Here is a 24,083-nt window from a genome sequence, read left to right as displayed (position 1 = left end):
GGACGGCTGCGGCGGCTCGGACCTCTCCGCCTCCCTCGAGGCTCCCAGGTCAAACCGGCGCCAGATGTCTCCCCGTCGCCGGGCGATGGCAGGTCTTCGGGCTTGCGAGCGTCTCGGCCTGGCCGACTTCCTACTGTCCACCGCTTCCCAGCCCTCTCGGGCCAGTGCTCGTCGTGGAGGTCGTTCTCGCTTACCGCTGCGGGGCAGCCCCGGAATCTCACCGGGTTCCCTATTCAGCCTGGGCAAGGGCCCAGGCACCAACGCGGCGCGCACCCTATTGCGGCGCGGCTTCGGCTGTCAACGCTCCCGCTCACCCCGCTCGCTCACCGCGCCTCGCGCGCGTTGCTCACCGCGCTTCGCGCCCCCTGGGCGCGACGTCTGCCGCGCGGGCCGGACGTTCGGGCTCTGGCGAGGATGGGCTCGCTCCTCCGTGGGTCGCGTGCTACACGGCCGCCGCTGTATATGCCGCGTAACGATCTCCGCAACATCGCCATCGTCGCCCACGTCGACCACGGGAAGACGACCCTCGTCGATCACATGCTCCGCCAGTCGGGCGCCTTCCGAGAGAACGAGGTCGTGGCCGAGCGGGTCATGGACTCGAACGACCTCGAGCGGGAGCGCGGCATCACCATCCTCGCGAAGAACACCAGCATCCGGTACCGCGGGGTCAAGATCAACATCGTCGACACGCCCGGCCACTCCGACTTCGGCGGCGAGGTCGAGCGCACGCTGATGATGGCCGACGGGGCGCTGCTCCTCGTCGACGCCGCCGAGGGCCCGCTGCCGCAGACGCGGTTCGTGCTCTCGAAGTGCCTCCAGCGCGGCTTCCCGGTCATCGTCGTCATCAACAAGATCGACCGCAGCGACGCGCGCGCCCACGAGGTGCTCTCCGAGGTGTTCGACCTCTTCTGCGACCTCGAGGCGAGCGACCCGCAGCAGGACTTCGCGACGCTCTACGCCGTGGCGAAGCTCGGCCAGGCGAAGCGCGAGCTCGAGGACGAGGCGACGGACCTACAGCCGCTCTTCGAGACCATCCTCGAGCGCGTCCCCGGCCCGTCGGGCGACCCCGACGGGCCTCTGCAGGTCATCGTCTGCAACACGACGCACGACGACTACGTGGGCCGGCTCGCGGTCGGCCGCGTGGTCCGCGGCACGGCCCGGTCCGGCGCCGACGTCGCGCTGCTCGGCGAGGACGGGCAGTCGCGCGGCTACGTGAAGATGCTCTACGCCTACGAGGGGCTGAAGCGCGTCCCGGTCGAGAGCGCCGTCGTGGGCGAGGTGATCGCGATCGCGGGGCTCGATTCGGTCACGATCGGCGACACGATCGCGGATCTGGGGCAGCCCGAGGCGCTGCCGCGGATCGTGGTCGAGGAGCCGACGATCAAGATGAAGATCGGCGTGAACACGTCGACGTTCGCCGGCAAGAGCAAGCAGTCGAAGTACCTGACGAGCCGCCACCTGAAGGAGCGGCTCGAGCGCGAGGCGATGAAGAACCTCGCGATCCGGGTGGAGCCGACCGAGGTGCCGGACACGTTCGTGGTGCTCGGCCGCGGCGAGCTCCAGCTCGCGATCCTGGTCGAGACGATGCGGCGCGAGGGGTACGAGATGCAGCTCTCGAACCCCGAGGTGGTGACGCGCGAGATCAACGGCGAGGTGATGGAGCCGATCGAGCTCGTGGTGGTCGACGTGCCCGACACCTACGTCGGCATCGTGACCGAGCGCCTCAGCGGTCGGCGCGGCCGGATGGTGAAGATGACGAACCCCGGCTTCGGGCGCGCCCGCCTCGAGTTCCGGGTCCCGTCGCGCGGGCTCATCGGCTTCCGCGGCGAGTTCCTGACCGCGACGCGCGGCACCGGCCTGCTCAACACGATGTTCGACGGCTGGGCGCCCTGGGGAGGCCCGATGATGCGCCGCCCGACCGGGGCCATCGTCGCCGATCGCGCCGGCGTGGCGACCCCGTACGCGCTGCACCACCTGCAGCCGCGCGGGATGTTCTTCATCGTCCCCGGCGTCGAGGTCTACGAGGGGATGATCATCGGCGAGCACAACCGGCCGAACGACACCGACGTCAACGTGATCAAGGAGAAGAAGCTGTCCAACGTGCGCAACCACGGCAAGGACGAGAACGTCCTCCTGGCGAGCCCGCGGCTGCTCACGATCGAGACGGCGATGGAGTGGATCGACGGCGACGAGCTGGTCGAGGTCACGCCCGACGCGGTGCGCGTCCGCAAGAAGGTGCTCGCGTGCAACCGCCGCGAGCGCCGCGAGGACGCGATCGAGCAGTCGCAGGCCGTGGAGTGATCGGCGGCGCGCGCGGCGTGGTCGACGCGGCGCGCGCCCCGGCGCTGCCCGGGCCGGTGTAGACTCGCGGCATGAGAACGACGCTGCTCTCGGCGGGCCTGGCTTCGCTCGTCGCGCTCGCGGGGGCGGGCGCGTGCGGCGGGAACGTCGTCGTCGACGGGTCCCCCGGGGGCGACGAGGGGTCCGGGGGCGCCGGCGCGACGGCGGGCGCCGCGTCGGGCCCGGCCGCCCCGTCGAGCGCGGGCGCGGGCCCGCTGACGACCACGGCGGGCGCGGGCCCGCGATCGTCGAGCGCCGGCGGCGCGGATCCGGTCGAGGCGCAGATGGCCTCGTGCGGCGCCTTCTGCGCGCTGTTCGACCGCGCGTGCCCGTCGAACGGCTGCCGCGACGCCTGCGCGGAGCTGCTCACCGCGCCGCGCCCGTGCAACGCGCTGACGGCGCCGTACTTCGACTGCATGAGCGCCGGCATCCAGATCTCGTCGATGACGTCCTGCGAGCAGATCGCGCGCTGGCTCGATCCGCTCTTCGAGTGCCTCGGCTCCAGCGCGTCCAGGTGCGAGACGTCGTTCAAGGACGTCTGCTCGGAGCCCTTCCAGGACCACCGGGCGTGTCAGCTCGACGGCGCCCCGTAGCCCGGACGCTCGTCACCTGATGATCGGCCGCGGGCGCGGCTCGGGCCGGAGGGCGCGCCGCAGCGGGGCGAGCGCGTCGACCACGAACGCGACGAGCGCCTTCACGCGCGGCGCCGCGCGCGCGTCCCGGTGCACCCCGAGCCACAGCGCGCGCTCGGGCGGCGGTGAGGGCGGCGCGAGGAGGCGCAGGCCCGGCGTCGCGTCGCCGAGGTAGCGCGGCAGGCAGACGAGCCCGACGCCGGCGGCGCCCATCGTCGCCTGGGCCTCGCGGCCGTTGGTCCTGGCGGCGACGCGGGCCTTCCCGGCGACGGCGCTGAGCCACGGCAGGTCGGCGACGGCCGGCGGATCGTCGCTCATCGTGACGAGGGCGTGGCCCTCGCACTGCCGGTCGAAGTCCGGCGAGCCGCGCTCGGCGAGGTAGGTCTCCGACGCGTAGAGGCCGAACCCGATCCGCGCGACCTCGCGCTGGAACACCTCGTGGTGCTCGAACGCCGCGGGGCGGAGGGCGATGTCCGCTTCCCGCCGCGGGAGGCTCAGCCAGCGCGCGTCCGCGACGAGGTCGACGGAGATGGCGGGGTGCCGGGCGAGGAACGGGACGAGCAGCGGCCCGAGGACGCGGACGGCGAGCCACTCGGACGCCGTGACGCGCAGGTGGCCTCTCAGGCCCGCGTCGCGCCCACCGGCGGCGAGCTCGGCCGCGAGGGCGCCCTGCTCCATGCGCTCGGCGTGCCCGAGCACGCTCTCGCCCGCGGCCGAGAGCGCGAATCCGGACGGCGAGCGTAGAAAGAGCTTTGCCCCGAGGCGCCGCTCGAACGCGTCGATGCGCCGCCCCACGGTCGGCTGCGTGACCTTCAGCGCGCGCGCGGCGGCGGAGAGGTTGCCGTGCCGCGCGACGGCGAGGAAGTAGCGCAGGTCGTCCCAGTCGAGCATGGCTCCGGCGCGCGGGGCGCTGCTGCCGGAGAGCGCTCCACGTCATGCAAGGATGCATGGCGAGTATACGGCGATGGCGGATCCCCGGGCAACGGCGGGGCGTGCATGCTCAGCGCGTGCTCTCGCGCTCCAGCGCTCTCGAAACGTTCAATTCGAATCACCCGATCGAGGCCCGCATGCTTTCACGTCGCCGTGAGTTTCTCGACCTCGTCGCCGGGGTCACCGCAACAGGCCTCCTGGGCTCGGCCCCGCTGGCCATGACCACCTCGTGCGCCGCGGAGGGCGGGCCGGCGCGGCCGCCGCCGGCGTCACCCTCGAAGATCAGGGCCATCGCCTTCGACGCCTTTGCGGTCCTCGATCCGCGGCCGATCGCCGCGCTCGCGGAGGAGCTCTCCCCGGGCAAGGGCGCTCTCTTGAGCGAGGCCTGGCGCACCCGTCAATTCGAGTACACGTGGCTCCGGGTCGCGTCGGGGGAGTACGCGGATTTCTGGCAGGTGACCGGGGATGCGCTGGTGTTCGCCGAGCGGCTGCTGGAGCTCGACCTCGGCGAGGAAAAGCGGGCGCGGCTCCTCGGGGCCTATCTCGATCTCAGGCCATGGCCGGACGCGGCGCCGGCGCTGAGATCGTTGAAGGACGCGGGCGTCCGGCTCTCGTTCCTGTCGAACTTCACGCCGCGGATGCTCGACGCTGCCATCGAGAGCGCCGGTCTGGGAGGCCTGTTCGAGCACGCGCTCAGCACCGATCGGGCGAGGACGTACAAGCCGGATCCCCGCGCGTACCGGATGGCGGTCGACGCGTTTGGCCTCGAGCGCGAGGAGATCCTGTTCGTGCCGTTCGCCGGCTGGGACGCCGCGGGCGCCCGGTGGTTCGGCTATCCGACGTTCTGGGTCAACCGCCTGGGCCTGCCGGCCGAGGAGCTCGGCGTGACCGCCGACGCCACGGGAGCGAGCCTGGCCGATCTGGTCGAGCTCGTGACAGCCGTCCTCCCTGATTGAAGCGTGGCGGGGCTGATGCGAGAGGCAGCATGCATCAGGGCTGTCGCCGGCCTGCTCGCCGGCGCGACCACGCTGCGATCCGCGGCGACCGCGCCGTCCGTCGCGAGGACCAGGCCGCTCGGCAGGAGGACCGGTTGGGTCCGGCTAGCAGCCGGGGAGCGAGACGTCGACGTCGAGCAGCACGTCCGCGACCACCGTCGTCTCCTCGTCGGGACGACCGCTCACGCGGGCCTCGCTCGTGATCTTCATGCTCGGCGCCACCACGTAGGGCTTGAGATCCACGCCCTCGACCACATCCATCGACAGCTCGCGCGCGCCGCGCGGCACCTCGTCGAGCTTCGCGATGAGCACCCGCGGCTGCCCCTCCGTCTCGACGAAGAACGACGCGGAGCGCAGAAAATCGAAGCTCCCGCTCTCCGGGCTCTCGACGCGCAGCGTGAACGCCAGGATCTGCACCGAGTCCACGTCGTCCTTGGTGACACCCTGGTTCTCGAACTCCGCCGAGAGATCGATGCTCTGAAAAGCATCGAAGTCGAGCACGCCGAGGACGTCGTCGAGGATCGTCCCCGCCGGGACGACCGCCCTGCCGCCGACCTCCACGTCGATGTTGTCGAGGGAATCGCACATGGGCAGCGCGCACAGGCCGAGGATGGAAGCCGCGCGCGCGAGCGCCTCGCCGAGGGGACGCCGCCGATCGCGCCGTGAGGTCCGCCGGTTCGCAGGGACAGGTGATGAAGGCGAGCTCGTCATGGGGCGATCGTAACGCATCTCCAGCCGATCATGCGCCCTGGCCGCAGGCGCCCGCGCGCGCCCGCCGCGGTCGCTCGGCTCCCTGCAGGTCTCGCCCATCCGCGCGACCTCTCGCTGGAGCACCTCGCGTCGCGCCCGCCGGCGGCGAGCTCGGCGGATTCCCCGGGCAACGGCGGAGGGCGCATGCTCAGCGCGCGCTCTCGCGTTCGAAAGAGCCCTCGGGCCGAATGGGACAATCGGCCCGAGGGGGGGCGTGTTCATGGCAGACCGCCCGGCGATTTACCTGCGATAGCCTGTCCACGAGGGCTCGCTCCCGCAAGGCACCTAGTTCCACGGTACGGGTGAGATGGCCAGGCCGAACTGCACGCCATCAGCTCTTTTGACGTGAGTCTGGTCCTTGCGGGTGGCGCCCCGCGATTCTCAAGAATCAGATCCAGAGCGCCGGCGCGAGACATTCCGCGTGACGCCGGAAAGCACGGCGGCGTACCTGGTCAGTCTCCCCTGCTCACTTGAGCGCTCCGCCGTGCACGGCGGCCTCGCGCTCGAGCGCCGCGTCGACGAGCGGCTGGCTCCCCCTGGCGTCCACGGGGGAGCCGCTCTGGCTCGGCGCCGCGCCCCGCTGGGCGTGCTGAGTGAGCGCGGGGGAGCGCTCGACCGCCGTCGTCCTGGCCAGCGCCGGCGATCCGCTCATCGCCTCTGGCTTCCGGAGCCCGCCGTCGGGGGCGCGCACATCGCCGAGCGCCCGCAGCATGGCGGCGGCGGTGAGCCCGTTGCGCGGCCGATCGCCGGGATATTTCGAGAGCATGCGCGCGAGCAGCGCGTCGAGCGCGGGCGGCGCGCCGGGCAGCCTGTCGCGCAGGCGCGGGGGCACCTCGAACAGGATCTTCGTCAGGACGGCCGCCATGGTGGCGGCCGCGAACGGGGGCCCGCCCGTCAGGCACTCGAAGAGCACGCAGCCGAGCGCGAACACGTCCGCGCGCGCGTCCATCTCCTTCGCGCCGAGCGCCTGCTCGGGCGCCATGTACGCGACCGTGCCGAGCGGTGTCCCCGTGGGCGTGAGGCGCGTGAGCGCCTCGGCGTGGACGACGCCGAGATCGAGGAGCTTGATCCGATCGATGCGGCCTCCGACGAGGAAGATGTTGCTCGGCTTGAGGTCGCGGTGGACGATCCCGCGCTCGTGGAGCGCGCCCAGCGCCTCGGCGATGGACATGGCGAGCGCCACGCTGTCCTGCGCGCGCATCCGACCTCCCGCGAGCCTCGACGCGAGGTCCTCACCGTCGAGCCATTCCATGACCAGGTAGGGCTCGCCCGAAGGGAGCACCCCCTCGGCCACATGGCGCACGAGGCGCGGGTGGTCGAGCCGCGCGAGGATCAGCGCATCGGGGGCGAACCGCGCGAGGCTCGCGTCCCAGTGCTCGTCCAGGATCTTGATCGCGACGGGTTGCCCCGTGCTCCGGTCGAGGCCGCGATAGACCGCGCCCATTCCTCCGCGCCTGGCGAGCCGCTCGATCACGAAGCGATCCGCGATGGTAGATCCGAGATGCATGCCGACCCCCCGTGGCGATGCGAAAGCAAGAGCGCACCGACAAGCAGACAGCCGCGACGGTTCCATGTCAAGGGTCAGTCCATCCGCCGTCGGCCGTCCGCCATCCGCCATTTGAAGCAGGCGAAGCGATCGTTGACGCAATGGTTTCCAGGGTCATTTCCTCGGTCGCTTCTGCAATCGACCGCGATCGGTTCCGCGCGCTCGCAGCCGGCGAGGGAGACGTCGAGCAGCACGTCCGCGACCACCGTCGTCTCCTCGTCGGGACGACCGCGCTGGAGGTGCTCGCGAGGCCCAGAGAGCCGCGAGCGGGGCGCCATCAGCCAGCTCGAGCGGCAACCCGCTGGGCGTCGGAGCCGCCGGGGGAGCGGCGGCCGCGGGCGGCGCCGGCGAGCGCGAGCCCGAGCAGCGCCGCCTGGGCGAGGCACGTCTCCACCGCGGGGTAGATCCCCAGCGCGGCGAGTCGAGGGAGGGGCAGCCCGTGGACCGGCAACAGCCCGCACAGCTGGAAGGCGGCCACACCGCGGCCGGCGAGCGGCACGCAGAGCAGACAGGCGAGCCAGCCGGGGAAGGCGGCCCGGCGGAGCGCGGCCGTCCGGCTCACGCGGGTGACCAGCGCCGCGCCGACGACGAGCAGCGCGAGCGCGACCAGGACACCGGCCACGGCGGGCGGCGCGACGGAGAGCGACACCCCGAGCGCCGCACCGAACCCCGAGAACGCCGCGCCAAAGCCGGCCAGCAGCGCGATCGCGAACACGAACGCACGGTCGTCTCGCGTCCGAGCCGGTGACCGCGCCTGCCGCGCGCCGCGTCGCCAGGCGAGCACCGCCGCGCCGGCGACGGCCGCGACCGCGAGCGAGGTCGTCGCCCCTGCCGCGAGCATTCGCCAGAAGCCGGCCATGTGCCGCAGCGCCGCCGCGTCCCACGCGGCGAACGCGAGCAGCAGCGCCGCGCCCGACGCGACGTGGACGACCCGCCTGCTCCGGGACGACGCGCCGGCGGCGAGCGCGGCGAGGAAGAGCGCCGCCGCGGCGAGCTCGCGCAGCAACAGGCGGCACGAGACCTCGGCGACGCGCCGATCCGGCGCGCGCCCCGATCGCGCGAGCGCCACCTCGGCATAGGTCGCGTCGCGCAGGAGCGTCGCCGCGCCGGCGTCCAGCTCCTCCGTCGTCGCGCCGGCCGAGAGCGCCGCTCGCAGGGCAAGGACGCCATCGCCGAGGTCGTTCGCGAGCGCCTCCTTCACGGTCGAGACGCTCGCCTCCGCCGCGTCGATGCCGTCGAGCTGGGCCGTGTCGAGCGCATCGCGCGCGTCGGCGGTCCGGCCCTCGCGCAGCGCGGCGCGCCCCCGGTCGAGCGCGGCGCGCGCGATGGAGAGGGGGCGCGACGCGGCCTCGGGACCATAGGCGACGCGCCGCCGGAGCTCCGCGAGGAGCGCCCCGTGCCGCTCGGCGGGGATCCCGCGCGCCGAGAGCTCGGCGCGGAGGTCCGCGTCGGAGCGGACCGCGAGCTCGACCACGGAGTAGTCCGGCCGATCGAGCGGCCGCGGGGCGGCGCCGGGCTGCGGGTGGTGGAGGGCGGCGACGTGGAAGGCGAGGTCCCAGCGGTCGCGGGCGGAGAGAAAGGTGAACGGCACCATGGCCGTGCCATTGACGCCGAATCGAACGGCGGACTCGACTCCCACCGGCGCGAGCTGCTCGGCGATGACCGCATCGTGGAAGTTCGCCGGGTGCGGGACCAGGCTCGCCGCGCGCGGCGTATCGGCGTGCCCCGTCGGGCCATGGCAGATGGCGCAGTTCTCCTGGTAGAGGGCCGCGCCGCGCTCCGCGTCGGGCCGCGAAAGCGGCGCCTCCGCCAGCCGGAAGCCGGCGGCGACCCTGTCGCGCGCGGCCCTGGCCGACAGCGCCACCTCATCCGCAGAGACCTTTGCCTCGACGAGCGCGCGCACGCCGGCGATGCCCTGCGCGAGGTCGCCCGCCCCGCTTTCCAGCGCGGACGGCTGGATGCGGTTGGCGATGTGGATCGCCTCGCCGAGCAGCGCCAGCTGCTCCTCGTACTCGATGGTGCTCGTGACGGCGCCGTTCGCCACGCAGCCGCCATAGTCCATGGCGACATAGCCGAGCATGTGAATGAGCCGGCGCGCCTCGACCTCGGCCGGCTCCCCCACGTCCGCCAGCGCTTGTCGCTCGCCGACGAGCAGGACGGCGGCGACGGCGGCCACCACCGTGGCAGCGCGGGCCGCCGCCGTCATGCGCCAAGGCTCCGCACGGAGCGTGAGCAATCGAAGCGACACATTTCCCTCATACAACCGAAATAGGTTTCATGGTAGCTTCCCGCGATCGTGCCGCAGCCTCTTTGCTCGACGACGATGCTTTGCGGCGCCAGATGACCAGATGACCGGATGACCAGACTGCGCGCTCGAGCGCGTCACGTCCGCTCGACAGGTACGACGGAACTGCATCGTGCTCTCGACACGCCCCGACTTCCCTCCCGCGTCGTGCAGAGACCGGAGGTGCCGCCGCCGGGGCGGAGCTCTTCGATTTCAGATGATTGCTCAATGGTGTTTGCGATAAGGTGGTAGCGGCGCGTTCACATCCGATGCGCTGTTCGCGGACGATCTCACGCGCGAAGCGATCGCCGGCGTGACCGCGCCAGGAAGGCGCTCGGCTCGCCTCGTGGCGGGCGTTCGCCGAAGGCAAAGCGGGATGAATCAGGACACGGAGGGTGAAACAATGAGATTTAACCCCGGACATCTGGCCGCAGCGTCGGTCGCGGTGACGATGGCCTGGGCCGGCCAGGCGGCCGCTCAGTCGGTGGTGAGGGAGCCGTATCTGCAGTCGTTGACGCCCAGCTCGGTTTACGTCGTGTGGACGACCGACGCGGGCACAAACAGCCGCGTGCGCTACGGGACCGATCCGGCGGCCCTGACGCAGACGGTGGACCTCGGCGCGATCGTGACCCAGCACGAGGTGCTCATCGAGGGCCTCGCGCCGAACACCCGTTACTATTACAGCGTCGGCACATCGAGCACGGTGCTGGCGGGCGGCTCCTCCTCCTTCTACTTCGAGACCGCGCCGCCCGTGACCACGCCGAAGAAGTTCCGGGCCTGGATCATCGGCGACACAGGCTACAGCGGCAGCGCGCCCTGGGCGACGCGGGACGCGATGCTGAACGCCGTCGGCGCGTACCGTCCCAACCTGTTCCTGCACATGGGGGACATGGCCTACAACTTCGGCACCACCGACGAGTTCACGAACGGCTTCTTCGCGCAGTACGCCACGATCCTTCGCAACACCGTCGTGTGGCCGACATTCGGCAACCACGAGGGCCTGAGCTCCGATTCGCCGACGCAGACCGGTCCTTACTACACGGCCTACGTGCTCCCCGCTGCCGGGCAGGCCGGCGGGGTCCCCTCGGGGACGGAGGCTTACTACTCCTACGACTACGCGAACGTCCACTTCGTCGTCCTCGACGGCTACGGCTCCTCGCGTTATTCGAACGGCGCGATGGCGGCCTGGCTCACCGCAGATCTCGCCGCGACCGACCAGGACTGGATCGTCGCGTACATGCATTTTCCCATGTACACGAAGGGCACCCACGACTCCGACGAGGATTGGTTGATCATCGAGCACCGGGAGAACCTCGCGCCCATCCTGGATGCGGGCGGGGTCGACCTGGTGCTCGCCGGCCATTCGCACAACTACGAGCGCTCGTTCCTCGTGGACGGCGCGTACGACACGCCGACCACGGCGGACGGGCACATCATCGACGGGCACGACGGCAAGCCGCTCGGCGACGGCCCCTACGTGAAGCTCCCCGGGAAAGGGAGCCACGAGGGGGCGGTCCACGTCGTCGCCGGCCACGGCACCTACGTGGGCGGCTCGGGAGGCCATCCGCTCATGTACTTCAGCGAGCAGCAGAGCGGCTCGTGCCTCCTCGACGTCGAGGACAACCGGCTCACGCTGTCCAACATCCGCTACGACGGCGTGATCAGCGATCGCTTCGCCATCGTGAAGGGAATCGCCCTCGACGTCGCTGCGCCCGACGGCGGAGAGCGCCTGCCGCCGGGCGGCATCTACCCGATCCGCTGGGCGACGTCGGGGAACATCCCCACCGTGCGGATCGAGTACACGACCGACGACGGCGCGACCTGGACCACGATCGCGAGCAACGTCGCCAACACGGGCCGCTACAACTGGGTGGTCCCCTCCGTGGACACGACGAGGGCCCTCGTGCGCGTCTCCGACGGCGAGAACGCGCTGCTCTCCGACGAGAGCAACGCCGGCTTCACGATCCAGAGCGCTCCCCGCACGGCGATCTACTTCGGCGATTACTGGGTCTACGACGATTCGGGCGTCGACCGGGGCACCGCCTGGCGGAGCCTCGCGTTCGATGACTCCTCGTGGCAGGGGGGCTGGGGACAGCTCGGCTACGGCGACGGCGGGGAGAGCACGACCCTCTACAAGGCCACGCCGTCGTACCCCACCGCCTACTTTCGCAAGATCATCCCGATCGACGGGCCCGTCGCGCAGGCGACCCTGAAGCTGATCCATGACGACGGCATCCTCGTGTGGCTCAACGGCACCCAGGTGGCCTCGAAGCGGGTGACCGGCACGGCCTACGCTGACTATGCAGCCGCGGAGTCACGCGAGGACGAGCTCACCACGGTGACGCTCTCCCCGAGCTCGTTCGTGGTCGGCAGCAACATCATCGCCGTGATGGTCAAACAGTCGGCCCCCAACTCGACCGACCTGTCCTTCGATATGGAGTTGACGCTCACCTACGCACCGCCCGGCGGCAGCAGCAGCAGCAGCGCGAGCAGCACCAGCGCGAGCAGCACCAGCGCGAGCAGCACCAGCAGCGCGAGCAGCACCAGCGCGAGCAGCACCAGCGCGTCCAGCACCAGCGCGAGCACGGGTAGCGTCATGATGGGCAGCTCGATGAGCGCGAGCGGCGCGGGGTCGGGTGGGGGCGGCGGCGCCGGCGGCGCCGGCTCGGGAGGTTCGCCCGTGTGCAGGACCGTGCAGCGCGGCGTCTTCGGCACGGTCTGGGACGCGACGCTCTGGTCGGGGTCGCCGACCTTCACGGACGGGGCGTACTCGTCGATCTACACCGGCGGCGGCGGAACCGGCGGCTTCCGCGCTGCGCTGCTCTGGTTCGACCTCTCGTTCATCCCCGCCGGCGCGCCGGTCTTCTCGGCCACCTTGACGATCAATCAGGTGTACAAGATGCCGCTGACCACCGTTCGCCTCCACGAGGCCCTCGCGCCCTGGGGCGAGACGACCGTGAGCTGGTCCAGCTACAATCAGAGCTGGGATTCGCTCAGCTTCGCGTCGATCATCTCCGGCAATGGCACCGGCGATCGGACCGTCGATGTCACAGGCCTGGTAGAGGACTGGGTGAACGGCGTCCCGAACTACGGGCTCGTGCTGGAAGAGGACGCGACCGCCTCCACGCAATGGCGGGCCAGCGAAGACCCCACGGCGTCGCGCCGCCCGCGCCTCGAGGTCTGCTACGCAGAGTGACCGCGCCCGCGCTATCCTTCCGCTCCCCCGGCGCGCGGGCTTCCGGTGGGTGTGAGCGCGCCCCAGGGTGAAGGGGCACCGCTCGCCCGCAGCCCGCGGGCGGCCCAACCGCCCTCTCCGTGATGCACCAGGAACTCCTCGATCTCCTCCTCGCGCTCGATCGCGTGCCGCAGGATCCGCGCTGGCACCCCGAGGGCGACGCGCTCTTCCATTCCCTGCAGGTCTTCGACCTGGCCCGCCGCGAGACCGCGGACCGCGGGCTCTGGGCCGCGGCCCTGCTCCACGACGTCGGCAAGGCGTTCGCTTCCGCCGACCACGCCGAGGAGGGGGCCGACGTGCTCGCGGAGCTCGTCTGTCCGCGGGTGGTCTGGCTCGTGCGGCACCACCTCCACCTGCTGCGCGCGCCCGCCGCGACGAAGCGGCGGCTCCGGCGCACGCTGGCCCTCGCCGACCTCACCCGGCTGCGGCGCTGGGACCTCGGCGGCCGCTCGCCCGCGGCGACCGTGCTGCGCCCGGAGGCCGCCGTGGAGCTCCTGCTCGACGGCGCGGACTGGACCCTGCTCTCGATCGGCGGCGAGCCCGCCCCCGCCCATGATCTGCGCAAGGAGCCGCGCGCGTAGCCGCAAGACCCGCCGGGAGGTCCTCTGCGACGACGTCGACCGCTGGGGCGACGATCGCCGGCTCTGGGGCGACGAGGCCGAGCCGCCGGGGCGGGCGCGGCTCTGCGCCGCGGTGCGGGACGCGGTCGAGACGGCGCTGACCGCGAAGCAGCGCGAGGTCGTCGAGGCCTACTTCTTCGACGGGCTGTCGCAGGGCGAGATCGCGCGCCGCCTCGGGGTGGCGCAGCAGGTGGTGCAGAAGCGCCTGTTCGGGGCGCCGCGCGGCGGCCGTCTGATCGGGGGCGCGATGCTCCGGCTGCGACAGGCCCTCGAGCCGGCGCTCGCCGCCGCGGGGGCGCAGGCGGCCCAGGCGGCGCGCGCCGCGCGGGTTCCGCGATGAGCGCCGAGCGCTTCGGCGGGCTGCGGGCCCGCATCGCCGCGGAGGCCGCGCGCCTCATGGTCGAGGAGGGCGTGGATCAGTATTTCACGGCCAAGCGGATGGCCGCGAAGCGGATCCTCGGCCAGGTGGAGGGACGAAGGGCGCGATACCGCCCCGCGGACCTGCCCTCCAACGGGGAGATCCGCGAGGCGCTGCTGCTCTTCGCCGAGCGCGCCGAGGGGAGCGGGCGGACGCGCCGGCTGTTCGCGCTGCGCATCGTGGCGCTGGAGGCCATGCGCGCGCTCGCGCCGTTCTCGCCGCGGCTCATCGGCTCGGTCTCGACCGGCCACATCCGCCGCGGCAGCGACGTCGATCTGCACGTGTTCCCGGCCGACGAGGAGGCGCTGGAGCGGCACGTCCGCGCGCTCGGCTGGACCTTCGACCGGGAGCGCGTGACGATCCAGAAGGGCGGCGAGATCCGTGAGTACGTCCACTACCACGTGGCGGACGTGGCGCCCCTCGAGCTCACGGTGTACGCCCCGCGCGAGCTGCGGACGCGGCCCCGCAGCAGCACCGACGGCAAGCCCATCGTGCGGCTCGGCATCGCCGCGCTCTCGGCGCTCTGCGCCCGGGATCACCCCGCGGCCTGGGAGCGCTACCTCGAGACGGGCGAGGTCGAAGGGATGGAGGCGCTGCTCGAGGCCGACGAGGATGCGCCGCTCCCCGGGCCGTTCGACGGGCTGCTCGACGACGCCGGCGAGGGCGCAGAGGGCGAGGACGAGCCGGCCTGCGCCGAGCCCGGCGAGGAGGACGACCCCGATCAGGAGTACGATCCGCTGCCGGGCTTCGAGGGCGCCGCCTGAGGCGGCCCTCGGACCGGCGCGCTCCGAGCGGGCGCGCCGCCGGTGAGCCAGGGGCGCGCGAGCGGCGCGAGCGGCGCGAGCGAACGCGGTGGATCAGTACGTGAGCGAGGGCGTGGCGCAGCCCAGGCCGAAGTTGGCGATGGGTCCACCCACGACGAAGGTCTGAAGGAGGTTGGAGACCTGGGATGCACCGCAGAAGGTGTCCGGGAACTCGCTGCCCCCGTCGCCGCCCACGCCGTCCGGCCACGTGACGGGCCCGATCTCGACGCGGAGATCGCCTGGAGGTCCCGTCACGAGGAGCGGCGCACAAGCGATGAAGAGGAGGTCCACATAGCTGCCAGCCCAGCCGCTGAAGCCCACCACCACCTCGTTCTCCGGGCACATGATCTCCCAGGGCTCGGCGCCAAAGGAGCCCTGGACAGGGGTCGAATCGCCGGGGGTCGTGGAGATCGCGTACGAGCCGTCTCCGGTGAGCTCCAGGTGACCGCACTGCGCCTGGATCTGGCCATGGATGAACGACTCTCCCAGCGTCCCCAGGGCCCCTCGAATCCCGAGGATCACCTGGCTGCCCGGGCACCGGTCCATGACCGGGTCCGTCGTACCGGCACGGCCGCGCAGCTCGGTGTAGCCCTGGTCCGCGACCTCCACGCCGGTCGGCGTCGGGCACGGCTCCCCGTCGCACGCGCCGCCGCCGCCCGCCTCGCCGCCTGCGCCACCGCCGCCGCCTGCCTCGCCGCCTGCGCCACCGCCGCCCGCCTCACCGCCGCCTGCGCCACCGCCGCCGCCGCCCTGGCCAGGCGGGGCGCCGCCGCCTCCGGCCGCGCCCACGCCGTCGAAGGTCAGGCTGTCGATACCCGAGATCGCATTGCAGGCGGCGAGGACGAGACAGGAGATCAGCGCGAAGAGGCCGAGGTGATGGCGCGTCACGGAGAACGATTACTCGATCCGCCGCCCTCCCGGAAGGACCTGGAGCCTCTCTCTTCTCCTCCCTCTGTGCCCTCTGTGCCGCTGTGGTTTCTCTCGCCTCTCCCTCATGAAGCCAGCGACGAGCCCGCGCGCCTCCCGGTTGCTCCGCCTCGCCGCGCCCGATAGAGTCGATGGCGCATGGTGGTCACGACGGTCGTGCGGCGCGACTCCATCTCGGTGCTCGACTACCGGTGCAGCGCCGGCCCCGGGGACGCGCCGTTCGTCGAGCTGCACGGCGGCTTCTCCGTCTCGTACGTGCGCAAGGGCAGCTTCGGTTACCGCGTCCGGGGGCAAGCGTTCGAGCTCGTGGCCGGGTCGCTCCTCGTCGGCCACCCCGGCGACGAATACATGTGCACGCACGACCACGTCGCCGGCGATGAGTGCCTGTCGTTCCACCTCGCGCCGGCGCTGGTCGACGCGATCGGCGGCCGGAGCGACGCCTGGCGGGCCGGCGGCGTCCCGCCGCTGCCCGAGCTGATGGTGCTCGGCGAGCTCGCGCAGGCGGCGGCCGAGGGCAGGAGCGGCGTCGGCCTCGACGAGGCGGGGATGCTGTTCGCGGCCCGCTTCGTCGACGTCGTCTCCGGGCAGCAGCGGCGCCCGCCGGAAGCCGGGGCGCGCGACCGCCGCCGGGCGGTGGAGGCGGCGCTCTGGGTGGACGCCCACGCGCACGAGCCGATCGATCTCGAGCGCGCCGCGCGGGAAGCCGGTCTCAGCGCGTTCCACTTCCTGCGCCTCTTCGCCCGGGTGCTCGGCGTGACCCCGCACCAGTACCTCGTCCGGGCCCGGCTGCGCCGCGCGGCGCGCCTCCTCGCCGACGGCGCCCGGTCGATCACGGACATCGCCCTCGACGTCGGGTTCGGCGACCTCTCCAACTTCGTGCGCACGTTCCACCGCGCGGCCGGCGTCTCGCCCCGCGGCTTCCGCCAGGCGGCGCGCGGCGAGCGCAAGCTCTTTCAGGACCGGCTCGACCGCGCCCTGTGAAGCGGCGCGGCGCCTCCGAGGAGGCGACGACGAGACGAGGAGACAGACCGCCAGCACGCCAGGAAGCGCCCGAGTACGCCAAGGCAAGAGAGCTTCAGGTGCCATTCCTGGATCCCTGACGCATTTCTCACCCGGGTCGCCGCGCGCGGCGCGGTCGAGGCCGCTCCCGGAGCGCAAGAATCTCCAAGAACGGTGATCGCGGCGGGCGCTACGCTCGCGCCAGACATGACAGCCCACGGATTCACGCTCTTCGACACGGCGATCGGCCGGTGCGGTATCGCCTGGGGCGGGCGCGGCGTCGCCTTCGTGCAGCTCCCGGAGGCGCGCGACAGCGAGACGCGCGCGCGCGTGCTCCAGCGCTTGCCGGGCGCGCGCGAGGCGGCGCCGCCGCCCGACGTGCAGCGCGCGCTCGACGGCATCGTCGCGCTCCTGCGCGGCGAGGCGAGCGATCTCTCCGACGTCGCGCTCGACATGGAGCGCGTGTCGCCGTTCCATCGCCGCGTCTACGAGGTCGCGCGCACCATCCCGCCGGGCGCCACGCTCACCTACGGCGACATCGCCGGACGGCTCGGCGCGCCCGGCTCGGCGCGCGCGGTCGGGCAGGCGCTCGGGCGCAACCCGTTCCCGATCGTCGTGCCGTGCCACCGCGTGCTCGCCGCCGGCGGCAGGGTCGGCGGCTTCTCCGGGAGCGGCGGCGTCACGACCAAGCTCCGCCTCCTCGCGATCGAGGGCGCCCAGGCGAGCGGCGCGGCGCAGGCCGACGACGACGGCGGCGGCGGCGCGCTCGGCTTCGATCCGGACGCCGCGGTCGAGCACGTGCGCGCGTCCGACGCGGCGCTGGCGCGCCTCATCGACGCGGTCGGCCCGTTCCGCATGCGGCTCGACCGGACGTCGAGCCTCTTCGGCGCGCTCGCCGAGTCGATCGTCTACCAGCAGCTCACCGGCAAGGCCGCGGCGACCATCTTCGCGCGCGTCCGCGCGCTGTTCCCGCGCGCGCACGAGGGCCCCACGCCCGAGCAGATCCTGCGCGCCCCGGACGAGAAGCTCCGCGGCGCGGGCCTCTCGCGCGCGAAGCTCCTCGCGCTCCGCGACCTCGCGCGGCGCGCCGCCGACGGCGAGCTCCCCACGCTCGCCGAGGCCCGCCGCATGGAGGACGAGGAGCTCGTCGAGCGCCTCACCCAGGTGCGCGGCGTCGGCCGGTGGACGGTGGAGATGCTCCTCATGTTCCGCCTCGGCCGCCCGGACGTGCTGCCCGTCGACGACTACGGCATCCGCAAGGGCTTCGCGATCGCGCTCGGTCAGGGCGACCTGCCGGCGCGCAAGGCGCTCGAGCAGCACGGCGCGCGCTGGAGGCCCTACCGCACCGTGGCGAGCTGGTACCTGTGGCGCGCGGTGGATACGCCGCGGAGCGGCTGACCCCTTGCCTCCGCGCCGGCGCAGGCGCTGACTCCATACCGTGGGGGAGCGAGCGGCCTCTCGCTCCTCGCCCGGAGGAGCCATGGGAATGCCGAGGACGACGCCGTTTCTCCTTCTCCTGCTCGTCGCCGGCGCCGTCGCCTGCGCTCCCGCCGCGCCGGTCGGCGCGGCCAAGGCGCGGGCGGACGCGTCGCGCGCCCCCGCGAAGGCCGGGGACGCGCCCTCGCCGCAGGTCTTCGCGTTCGGCTGGAAGGTCCCGTGCCGGGTGCCCGTCGAGCAGGTCACGGACAAGCGGGGCCGCAAGGCGCGCCTGCGTTACACGCTGGCGCTGCTGCCCGGCGTGGATGGCAACCTCGACGTGCGGTTCGAGGACATGGGGTTCCTCGAGATTGACGGGCAGGACCTCGCGTCGCCGGGGACCGGGTCGCAGCCCGGCCCGTCGCTCGGGCTGATGGCCACGGCGCCGGTCCTCGTGGTCTCGCGCGAGGGCGCGTACGTGGGCGTGCGCGAGCTCGGCGACTCGGCCGAGCGGCTCCTCGGCTCGCCGCTGTTCCTCGAGGGCCCGCAGCAGGTCGCGAACGTCGCGAAGCTCCTGCCCGCGCCGCAGATGAAGGCGATGCTCATCACCAAGGCCGGCGATCACTGGATGACCTGGGTGGGCGCGTGGGCGGGCCTCGAGCTCGCGCCGGGCGAGTCGCGCGAGGCGGTCGACGAGGTCGCCTTCGGCGAGCGCCAGGTCCCGATGCGCGTGCGCTACGAGCATCACGGCCCGGCGGCGGGGCCGAGCGGGCTTGTCCGGGTGTCGTTCACCTCCACGCTGGACGACGAGACGGGCTGGCGAGCGATGCGGCACGTGGTCACCGACATGCAGCGCGACGCCGGGCACGAGCTGTCGAGCGACGAGGAGAAGGCGCTCGACCAGATCAGCTTCCGCCGCGTGATCCGCCTGGAAGTGGAGACGGATCCGGCGACGCTGCGCTCGAGCCGCGCGCGCTACGAGATGGTGATGGAGTTCGGGGCGAAGGGGAAGACGGGGCGGAAGGAGCGGAGGGAGCGGCGGCGCGACGTGCGGGAGGAGCGCTTCGACTGGGACCGCGCCGAGGGCTGCCGCTGAGCGGAGGCGGCGCGCGGCGCAGCGCCGAGGCGCCGGCGCGCGGGAGCTTGAGGACGAGGGTGCGCGCTCGCGGGGGGTGAGGCCCTGCGTCGGGGCCGCCTGTCGGGCCTTTTCCCATGGCGGGCGGGTGCAAGAGCGCCACAGCGGGCTGTGCCGCATCGACGCCGCGGGCGCGCGCTCTCGGGATCACGCGCAACGGGTGGCCGGCGTGGAAGCGAGGGGTTAAGTTCTCGCCGGCGCGGCGAGCCCGCACGGGCGCCGCACGACGTTGAACAAGGGTTGCCGTCCCCGATCGCAACCAGAAAAGCACTGGAGGAGCACGAGAGTCATGTTGAAGAACCTCGAAGGGCAGCGCGTCCCGGATGTCACGTTTCGCACGCGTGTCGACGGTCAGTGGAAGGACGTGACCACGAAGGACGTGTTCTCTGGCAAGAAGGTGGTGGTGTTCGCGCTGCCGGGCGCCTTCACGCCGACCTGCTCGAGCAGCCATGTGCCGCGCTACAACGAGCTCGCGGGCGAGTTCAAGCGCCGCGGGGTGGACGCGATCGCGTGCGTGTCCGTGAACGACGCGTTCGTGATGGATGAGTGGGGGAAGGCCCAGCACGCCGAGAAGGTCCAGTTCCTCCCCGACGGGAACGGGGAGTTCACCGAGAAGATGGGCATGCTCGTCGACAAGGCGAACCTCGGGTTCGGCAAGCGCTCGTGGCGCTATTCGATGCTGGTCGACGACGGTGTGATCAAGAAGATGTTCATCGAGCCCGAGGTCGAGGGGGATCCCTTCGAGGTGTCGGACGCGGACACGATGCTCAAGTACCTGGATCCGCAGTCGAAGGCGCCGCACGACGTGCTGATCTTCACGAAGCCCGGGTGTGGCTACTGCACGAAGGCGAAGCGGCTCCTGGACGAGCGGGGCGTGCCCTATGAAGAGGTGTCGGCCTCGCCGCGCCGGCTTCGGGCCGTGAGCGGGAAGTCGTCGACGCCGCAGGTCTTCGTCGATGGGCAGTACATCGGCGGCGCCGACGATCTCGAGGCGTACCTGGCCAAGGGCTGATGCGGATACGGCGGGGGCCGGGCGACTCGGGCTGCCTGGTCCCCGCGGAAGCCGCTGGCCACATCCATCTCCCCGGCTTCCGCGCTGCGCTCACGGGGGTCCCCCGCCTGCTTCAGTCGGCGGAGTACATCTGGTCGATGAGCCCGCGGAAGCGCTGCTCGATGACGTTGCGCTTCATCTTGAGCGTGGGCGTCATCTCGCCGTCCTGGACCGAGAACTCGCGGCCGATGACGGTGAACTTCTTGATCTGCTCGAAGCTGGCGAGATCCGCGTTCAGGGCGTCGATGTGCGCCTTCACCTGAGTGACCACCTCGGCGCTCGTGATCGCGTCGCCGTTCAAGACCCCGCGGTCCTTCAGCTCGGCGAGCTTCACCTCGGTGAGGGTGATTAGCGCCGAGAGGTACTTGCGGCCGTCCCCTACCATGCACACCTGGCTGATGATCTCGGCCGCCTTGAGCTTCTCCTCGATCGGGAGCGGCGCGATCATCTTGCCGCCCGAGGTCTTGAGGATCTCCTTCTTGCGGCCTCGGATCTTGAGCTGCCCGCGCTCGTTCCACTCGCCGAGATCGCCGGTGTGCAGCCAGCCGTCCTCGAGCGCGGCCTGGGTCGCCGCCTCGTCCTTGTAATAGCCCACGAACACGTGCCGGCCGCGCGTCAGGATCTCGCCGTCCTCGGCCAGCTTGAAGTCGAGGCCCGGTACGGGCTTGCCCACGGTGCCCGCGCTCTCGACGCCCGGCTCGGTCATGCAGATGACGCCCGTCGACTCGGTCTGACCGAAGTCCTCGAGGATCTCGAGGCCGAGCGCGCGGAACCACGTCGAGATGTGCGGCGCGAGCGCCGCAGCGCCCGAGGCGAGCATCTCGGCCTTGCCCAGGCCGAGCGCCGCGCGCACCTTGCCCAGCACGAGCTTGTCGGCGAGCTTGAGCTGTACGCGATCGAGCGGGCTCGGCGCGCGCCCGGCGTACTTCGCCTCGGCGACGCGGGCGCCGACCGAGAGCGCCCACTCGGCCAGCTTCTTCTTCGCGCCCTTGCCGCTGCGCACCTTCGCCATCACGCCTTCCATCATCTTCTCCCAGAGGCGCGGTACGCAGAGCAGCAGCGTGGGCTGCACGTCCGGGAGCTCGGTCGAGACGTTCTCGAACTTCGAGCAGAAGTTGACCGTGGAGCGCTGCGTGATGCCGACCCCCACGCACTGGAGCTTCTCGGCGATGTGGCAGAGCGGGAGGAACGAGAACATCGAGCCGCGCGCGAACGGAAGGCCCCAGTACTTCGCGACGACGTCGGACGTGAACGCCAGGTTGTCGTGTGAGAGCATCGCCCCCTTGGGGTTGCCCGTCGTGCCCGAGGTGTAGATCAGGAACGCGCCGGCCTTCGGGTCGATCTTCGCCAGGTAGTCGGCGTACGTCTTCGCGCCCGGCTGCTGGGCGAGCGCGCGCCCCTCAGCGAGCGCCTGCTCGTACGAGATCGCCTTTGGAGAGATCGAGGTGTCGCCGTCGAAGACGAGGATCAAACGCACGCTGTCGGGCGCGGCATGCTCGCCATTTGCCCCGGATATCTTCTGAAAGTACTCCTTATTTTGCACCGAGAGCAGCGTCGCCTCGGTGTGGCTCAGGATGTACTGGATGTCCTTCGCGGTGGAGTTCGGGTAGAGGCCCGCTGATTTGCCCCCGATGAGCAGCGCCGCCAGATCGGCATGCACCCACTGCGGGCAGTTGTACGAGAGAATGGCCCCGATCTGGCTCGCGTCGAAGCCCTTTGACTCGAGGAACAGCGCCAGGTGGTAAACCCGGTCGCGGTACTCGCGCGCCGTCAGCGTCTTCCATTCACCCTGGGATTTGTAGCGCTGGGCCGGCGCGTCGGGGGACTCGTTGGCCCACTGATCCAGACGGTGGAGAACGGTGCTCATGGCATCTTCCTGCGGCCTCGGGCCTTGGAGGTGATCGGGGGGTCAGGATGCGGGAGCCGCGGGGGCATTGTCAATCAGCCTCGACGAGAGCGACCCGACCCGACGGAGCGACCCGATCAGCGGCGACCCGACCCGGGTTGAGCGACCCGACCCGTGAGCGACCCGACCCGTGAGCGACCCGACCCAGAGCGACCCGACCCAGGTTGAGCGATCCGACCACAGAGAGCGACCCGACCCGGGTTGACCCAAAGGCAGAGCGACCCGACCCGGGTTGAGCGATCAGCGACCCGACCCGAGCGACCCGACCCGAAGCGACCGGCGACCCGAGCCGACCCGGGTTGACCCAAAGGCAGAGCGACCCGACCCGGGTTGAGCGACCCGACCCGAAGCGACCGGAGCGACCCGACCCGGGTTGAGCGACCCGACCCGAAGCGACCGGCGACCCGACCGACCGGCGACCCGACCCGGGTTGACCCAAAGGCAGAGCGACCCGACCCGGGTTACCTAAAGGCGCCGCGACCCGACCCGGGTTACCCAAAGGCGACACGACCCGACCCGGGTTGACCCAAAGGCAGAGCGACCCGACCCGGGTTGACCCAAGGGGTACCCAACCTGGGTTGCCCCGGCACCCTGGAAGGATCCCCGACAACACATCGAAGCCGTCATCTACCCCTGCCCGTCTCGCTGCCGCGCTCCCGCGCGCGGTTCTACACCACGAGCACCGCTTCATTCACGAGAACGCCGTGAAACGCGCGCATCCACCACGTTCCCGCCGGAAATAGCGCGCTGCGCACGCCAGCACACCATTGTCCGAGCGCCGCGCGGTACGACGCGCGAAACGACCGCACTGCGGCCGCAGCGGTTCGCCATGCGTCCCCCTGCTCACGGCCGACTGCGAACGTCGGATTGCGGTCGCGCAGCGCCTCGAAGCTCGTGGCACGCTCGTACGGCGAAACATTGCTGGCTCGCTCGGCTCCCAGAAAACGGAGCCCTTGCCGCTGCACCTCCGCATGCGCCAGCGCTTCTTGTCGCTCGATCTCGGCGGCGACCTCACGACGAAAGGCCTCCGCGCTATCATGTTCAATGCCCGGCGGCAGTGTGAGCGGAAGCGTCGTTTCCTCGATCCATTGCGGGTTCTTCGGGTCGAAATACACCACAGGACGCGGCGCGTGCAGCATGCCCAGGCCGAGCTCACCCGCGTGTACCTTGACCCCCGGCCATTCCTTCGCATGGCGGACGAGGCCAGCGGCCGCAGGGTTCGCGAGGACGTAGGCGATCTTCTCCACCATCGCGGCGTGTGTCAGAAGCCGGACCAGGCTCGTCGCTTCATGGTCCCATACCGGTCCTTCCCATTGGCGCAGCACCTTCGTACCGAGCGCAACGAGACGATGAAAAAACTGCAAGAAGCGCGGCAGGACACCTTGCACATCGGTCACCACGAGGTGCAGGTGGGTCGACATCGCACAGACCGCATGAACCTCCACCCCGTAGCGGCGGGCCGAGACCGCGAGGGCGTAAACCAGGAGCTGGTTGATGGCCGCATCAGGGCGGAAGAGGAAGTGTCGGCGCACGACGCGGCGGGTGATGAGGTAGGTCGCGCCTGGAGCGATCTGGCGAGGCTGGCTCATGGCCGGAGCACGTCAACAAACCATGTGCCGAGAGGCGAGGTGAATCATTTCAAGTGCTTGCCCTGGCCGATGGGTGGCGGATGTCGATTTCCGCCGGTTTCCGCCACCTTGGTGGTGGAGCGTGCTGGGATACTTCAGGCCAACCTGTATCCGGTCGTCGCCGCCCCGCCAGCCCCAGCAGCCGCCCCAACCTGGGTCGCCCCAGCCGCCCCAACCTGGGTCGCCCCAACCAGCCGTCCCCAACCTGGGTCGCCGCCGGCCGCCAACCTGGGTCGGGTTGGCCCTTGGCCCTCAACCTGGGTCGGGTTGCCGCCTCAACCTGGGGCGGGTTGCCCAACCTGGGTCGGATTGCCCAACCCGCCGTCAACCTGGGTCGGGTTGCCCAACCCGGGGTCGGGTTGCCCAACGCGGGTCGGGTTGCTGGTTGCTGCACGGGACGGGTTGCTGGTTGCTGCAACCGGGGTCGGGTTGCCCCTGCAACCCGGGTCGGGTTGCCCCAACCTCGGT

19 protein-coding genes and 1 riboswitch are annotated in these 24,083 nt (G+C 71.6%); of the genes, 11 read left to right on the top strand and 8 right to left on the bottom strand.

What is annotated here, in order from left to right; all coding sequences use genetic code 11:
- Positions 1 to 70: 70 nt before the first annotated feature.
- Positions 71 to 277, bottom strand: a riboswitch (cobalamin riboswitch).
- A 137-nt stretch (positions 278 to 414) separates the two neighbouring features.
- A complete protein-coding gene (gene typA, locus WME96_RS05270) occupies positions 415 to 2,301 on the top strand; it encodes a translational GTPase TypA (RefSeq protein WP_437289074.1) in 1,887 nt (628 codons plus the stop codon).
- A 71-nt stretch (positions 2,302 to 2,372) separates the two neighbouring features.
- Positions 2,373 to 2,933, top strand: a complete 561-nt coding sequence (locus WME96_RS05265) for a hypothetical protein (protein WP_437289073.1) — start codon at positions 2,373 to 2,375, stop codon at positions 2,931 to 2,933.
- A 12-nt stretch (positions 2,934 to 2,945) separates the two neighbouring features.
- On the opposite strand, the gene WME96_RS05260 is transcribed toward WME96_RS05265, so the two are convergent.
- On the bottom strand, positions 2,946 to 3,863 hold the full coding sequence (locus WME96_RS05260; protein ID WP_437289072.1) for a LysR family transcriptional regulator: 918 nt from the start codon (positions 3,861 to 3,863) through the stop codon (positions 2,946 to 2,948).
- Positions 3,864 to 4,039: 176 nt separating this feature from the next.
- Here WME96_RS05260 and WME96_RS05255 point away from each other — a divergent pair, with 176 nt between their 5' ends.
- Positions 4,040 to 4,858, top strand: coding sequence for a haloacid dehalogenase type II (locus WME96_RS05255; protein WP_437289071.1), 819 nt, complete (start codon positions 4,040 to 4,042; stop codon positions 4,856 to 4,858).
- A gap of 144 nt (positions 4,859 to 5,002) precedes the next feature.
- Here the strand turns inward: WME96_RS05255 and WME96_RS05250 are convergent, their stop codons facing one another.
- From WME96_RS05250 to WME96_RS05235, 4 genes are all read right to left on the bottom strand, one after another.
- On the bottom strand, positions 5,003 to 5,608 hold the full coding sequence (locus tag WME96_RS05250) for a hypothetical protein (protein ID WP_437289070.1): 606 nt from the start codon (positions 5,606 to 5,608) through the stop codon (positions 5,003 to 5,005).
- 505 nt (positions 5,609 to 6,113) lie between these two features.
- Positions 6,114 to 7,154, bottom strand: coding sequence for a serine/threonine-protein kinase (locus WME96_RS05245; protein WP_437289069.1), 1,041 nt, complete (start codon positions 7,152 to 7,154; stop codon positions 6,114 to 6,116).
- Between the two features lie 74 nt (positions 7,155 to 7,228).
- The gene (locus WME96_RS05240; protein ID WP_437289068.1) at positions 7,229 to 7,399 is read right to left on the bottom strand and encodes a hypothetical protein; all 171 of its coding nucleotides are present in this window, start codon (positions 7,397 to 7,399) and stop codon (positions 7,229 to 7,231) included.
- 71 nt (positions 7,400 to 7,470) lie between these two features.
- Complete coding sequence (locus WME96_RS05235) at positions 7,471 to 9,399, bottom strand: c-type cytochrome (protein ID WP_437289067.1); 1,929 nt, start codon at positions 9,397 to 9,399, stop codon at positions 7,471 to 7,473.
- A gap of 481 nt (positions 9,400 to 9,880) precedes the next feature.
- Between WME96_RS05235 and WME96_RS05230 the strand changes: the two genes are divergently transcribed.
- From WME96_RS05230 to WME96_RS05215, 4 genes are all read left to right on the top strand, one after another.
- The gene (locus WME96_RS05230) at positions 9,881 to 12,673 is read left to right on the top strand and encodes a DNRLRE domain-containing protein (protein WP_437289066.1); all 2,793 of its coding nucleotides are present in this window, start codon (positions 9,881 to 9,883) and stop codon (positions 12,671 to 12,673) included.
- A gap of 122 nt (positions 12,674 to 12,795) precedes the next feature.
- Positions 12,796 to 13,293: an HD domain-containing protein gene (locus WME96_RS05225; protein WP_437289065.1), complete on the top strand. Its 498-nt coding sequence runs from the start codon at positions 12,796 to 12,798 to the stop codon at positions 13,291 to 13,293.
- Positions 13,265 to 13,672: a sigma factor-like helix-turn-helix DNA-binding protein gene (locus WME96_RS05220; RefSeq protein ID WP_437289064.1), complete on the top strand. Its 408-nt coding sequence runs from the start codon at positions 13,265 to 13,267 to the stop codon at positions 13,670 to 13,672. Before WME96_RS05225 ends, WME96_RS05220 begins: the two co-directional genes overlap by 29 nt.
- A complete protein-coding gene (locus WME96_RS05215; protein WP_437289063.1) occupies positions 13,669 to 14,514 on the top strand; it encodes a nucleotide-binding enzyme in 846 nt (281 codons plus the stop codon). The genes WME96_RS05220 and WME96_RS05215 overlap by 4 nt, the downstream gene beginning before the upstream one ends.
- Positions 14,515 to 14,607: 93 nt before the next feature.
- Here the strand turns inward: WME96_RS05215 and WME96_RS05210 are convergent, their stop codons facing one another.
- Complete coding sequence (locus WME96_RS05210; protein WP_437289062.1) at positions 14,608 to 15,441, bottom strand: hypothetical protein; 834 nt, start codon at positions 15,439 to 15,441, stop codon at positions 14,608 to 14,610.
- Between the two features lie 177 nt (positions 15,442 to 15,618).
- On the opposite strand from WME96_RS05210, the gene WME96_RS05205 reads away from it, so the two are divergent.
- The 4 genes from WME96_RS05205 to WME96_RS05190 all read left to right on the top strand — a co-directional run bounded on the left by WME96_RS05205 (position 15,619) and on the right by WME96_RS05190 (position 20,042).
- Positions 15,619 to 16,461, top strand: a complete 843-nt coding sequence (locus WME96_RS05205) for a helix-turn-helix domain-containing protein (protein ID WP_437289061.1) — start codon at positions 15,619 to 15,621, stop codon at positions 16,459 to 16,461.
- A 225-nt stretch (positions 16,462 to 16,686) separates the two neighbouring features.
- Positions 16,687 to 17,877: a methylated-DNA--[protein]-cysteine S-methyltransferase gene (locus WME96_RS05200; protein ID WP_437289060.1), complete on the top strand. Its 1,191-nt coding sequence runs from the start codon at positions 16,687 to 16,689 to the stop codon at positions 17,875 to 17,877.
- 88 nt (positions 17,878 to 17,965) lie between these two features.
- The gene (locus WME96_RS05195; protein ID WP_437289059.1) at positions 17,966 to 18,991 is read left to right on the top strand and encodes a hypothetical protein; all 1,026 of its coding nucleotides are present in this window, start codon (positions 17,966 to 17,968) and stop codon (positions 18,989 to 18,991) included.
- Between the two features lie 328 nt (positions 18,992 to 19,319).
- On the top strand, positions 19,320 to 20,042 hold the full coding sequence (locus WME96_RS05190; RefSeq protein ID WP_433933782.1) for a glutathione peroxidase: 723 nt from the start codon (positions 19,320 to 19,322) through the stop codon (positions 20,040 to 20,042).
- Positions 20,043 to 20,154: 112 nt separating this feature from the next.
- On the opposite strand, the gene WME96_RS05185 is transcribed toward WME96_RS05190, so the two are convergent.
- Both WME96_RS05185 and WME96_RS05180 read right to left on the bottom strand, forming a co-directional pair.
- Complete coding sequence (locus WME96_RS05185) at positions 20,155 to 21,948, bottom strand: AMP-dependent synthetase/ligase (protein ID WP_437289058.1); 1,794 nt, start codon at positions 21,946 to 21,948, stop codon at positions 20,155 to 20,157.
- A gap of 707 nt (positions 21,949 to 22,655) precedes the next feature.
- On the bottom strand, positions 22,656 to 23,576 hold the full coding sequence (locus tag WME96_RS05180) for a transposase (RefSeq protein ID WP_437289057.1): 921 nt from the start codon (positions 23,574 to 23,576) through the stop codon (positions 22,656 to 22,658).
- Positions 23,577 to 24,083: the final 507 nt, after the last annotated feature.

Source organism: Sorangium sp. So ce406 (assembly GCF_051474675.1).
Classification (GTDB): domain Bacteria; phylum Myxococcota_A; class Polyangia; order Polyangiales; family Polyangiaceae; genus Sorangium; species Sorangium cellulosum_G.
The sequence above is the reverse complement of the archived record's forward strand: the minus strand, read 5'-3'. Positions and strand labels throughout refer to the sequence as shown.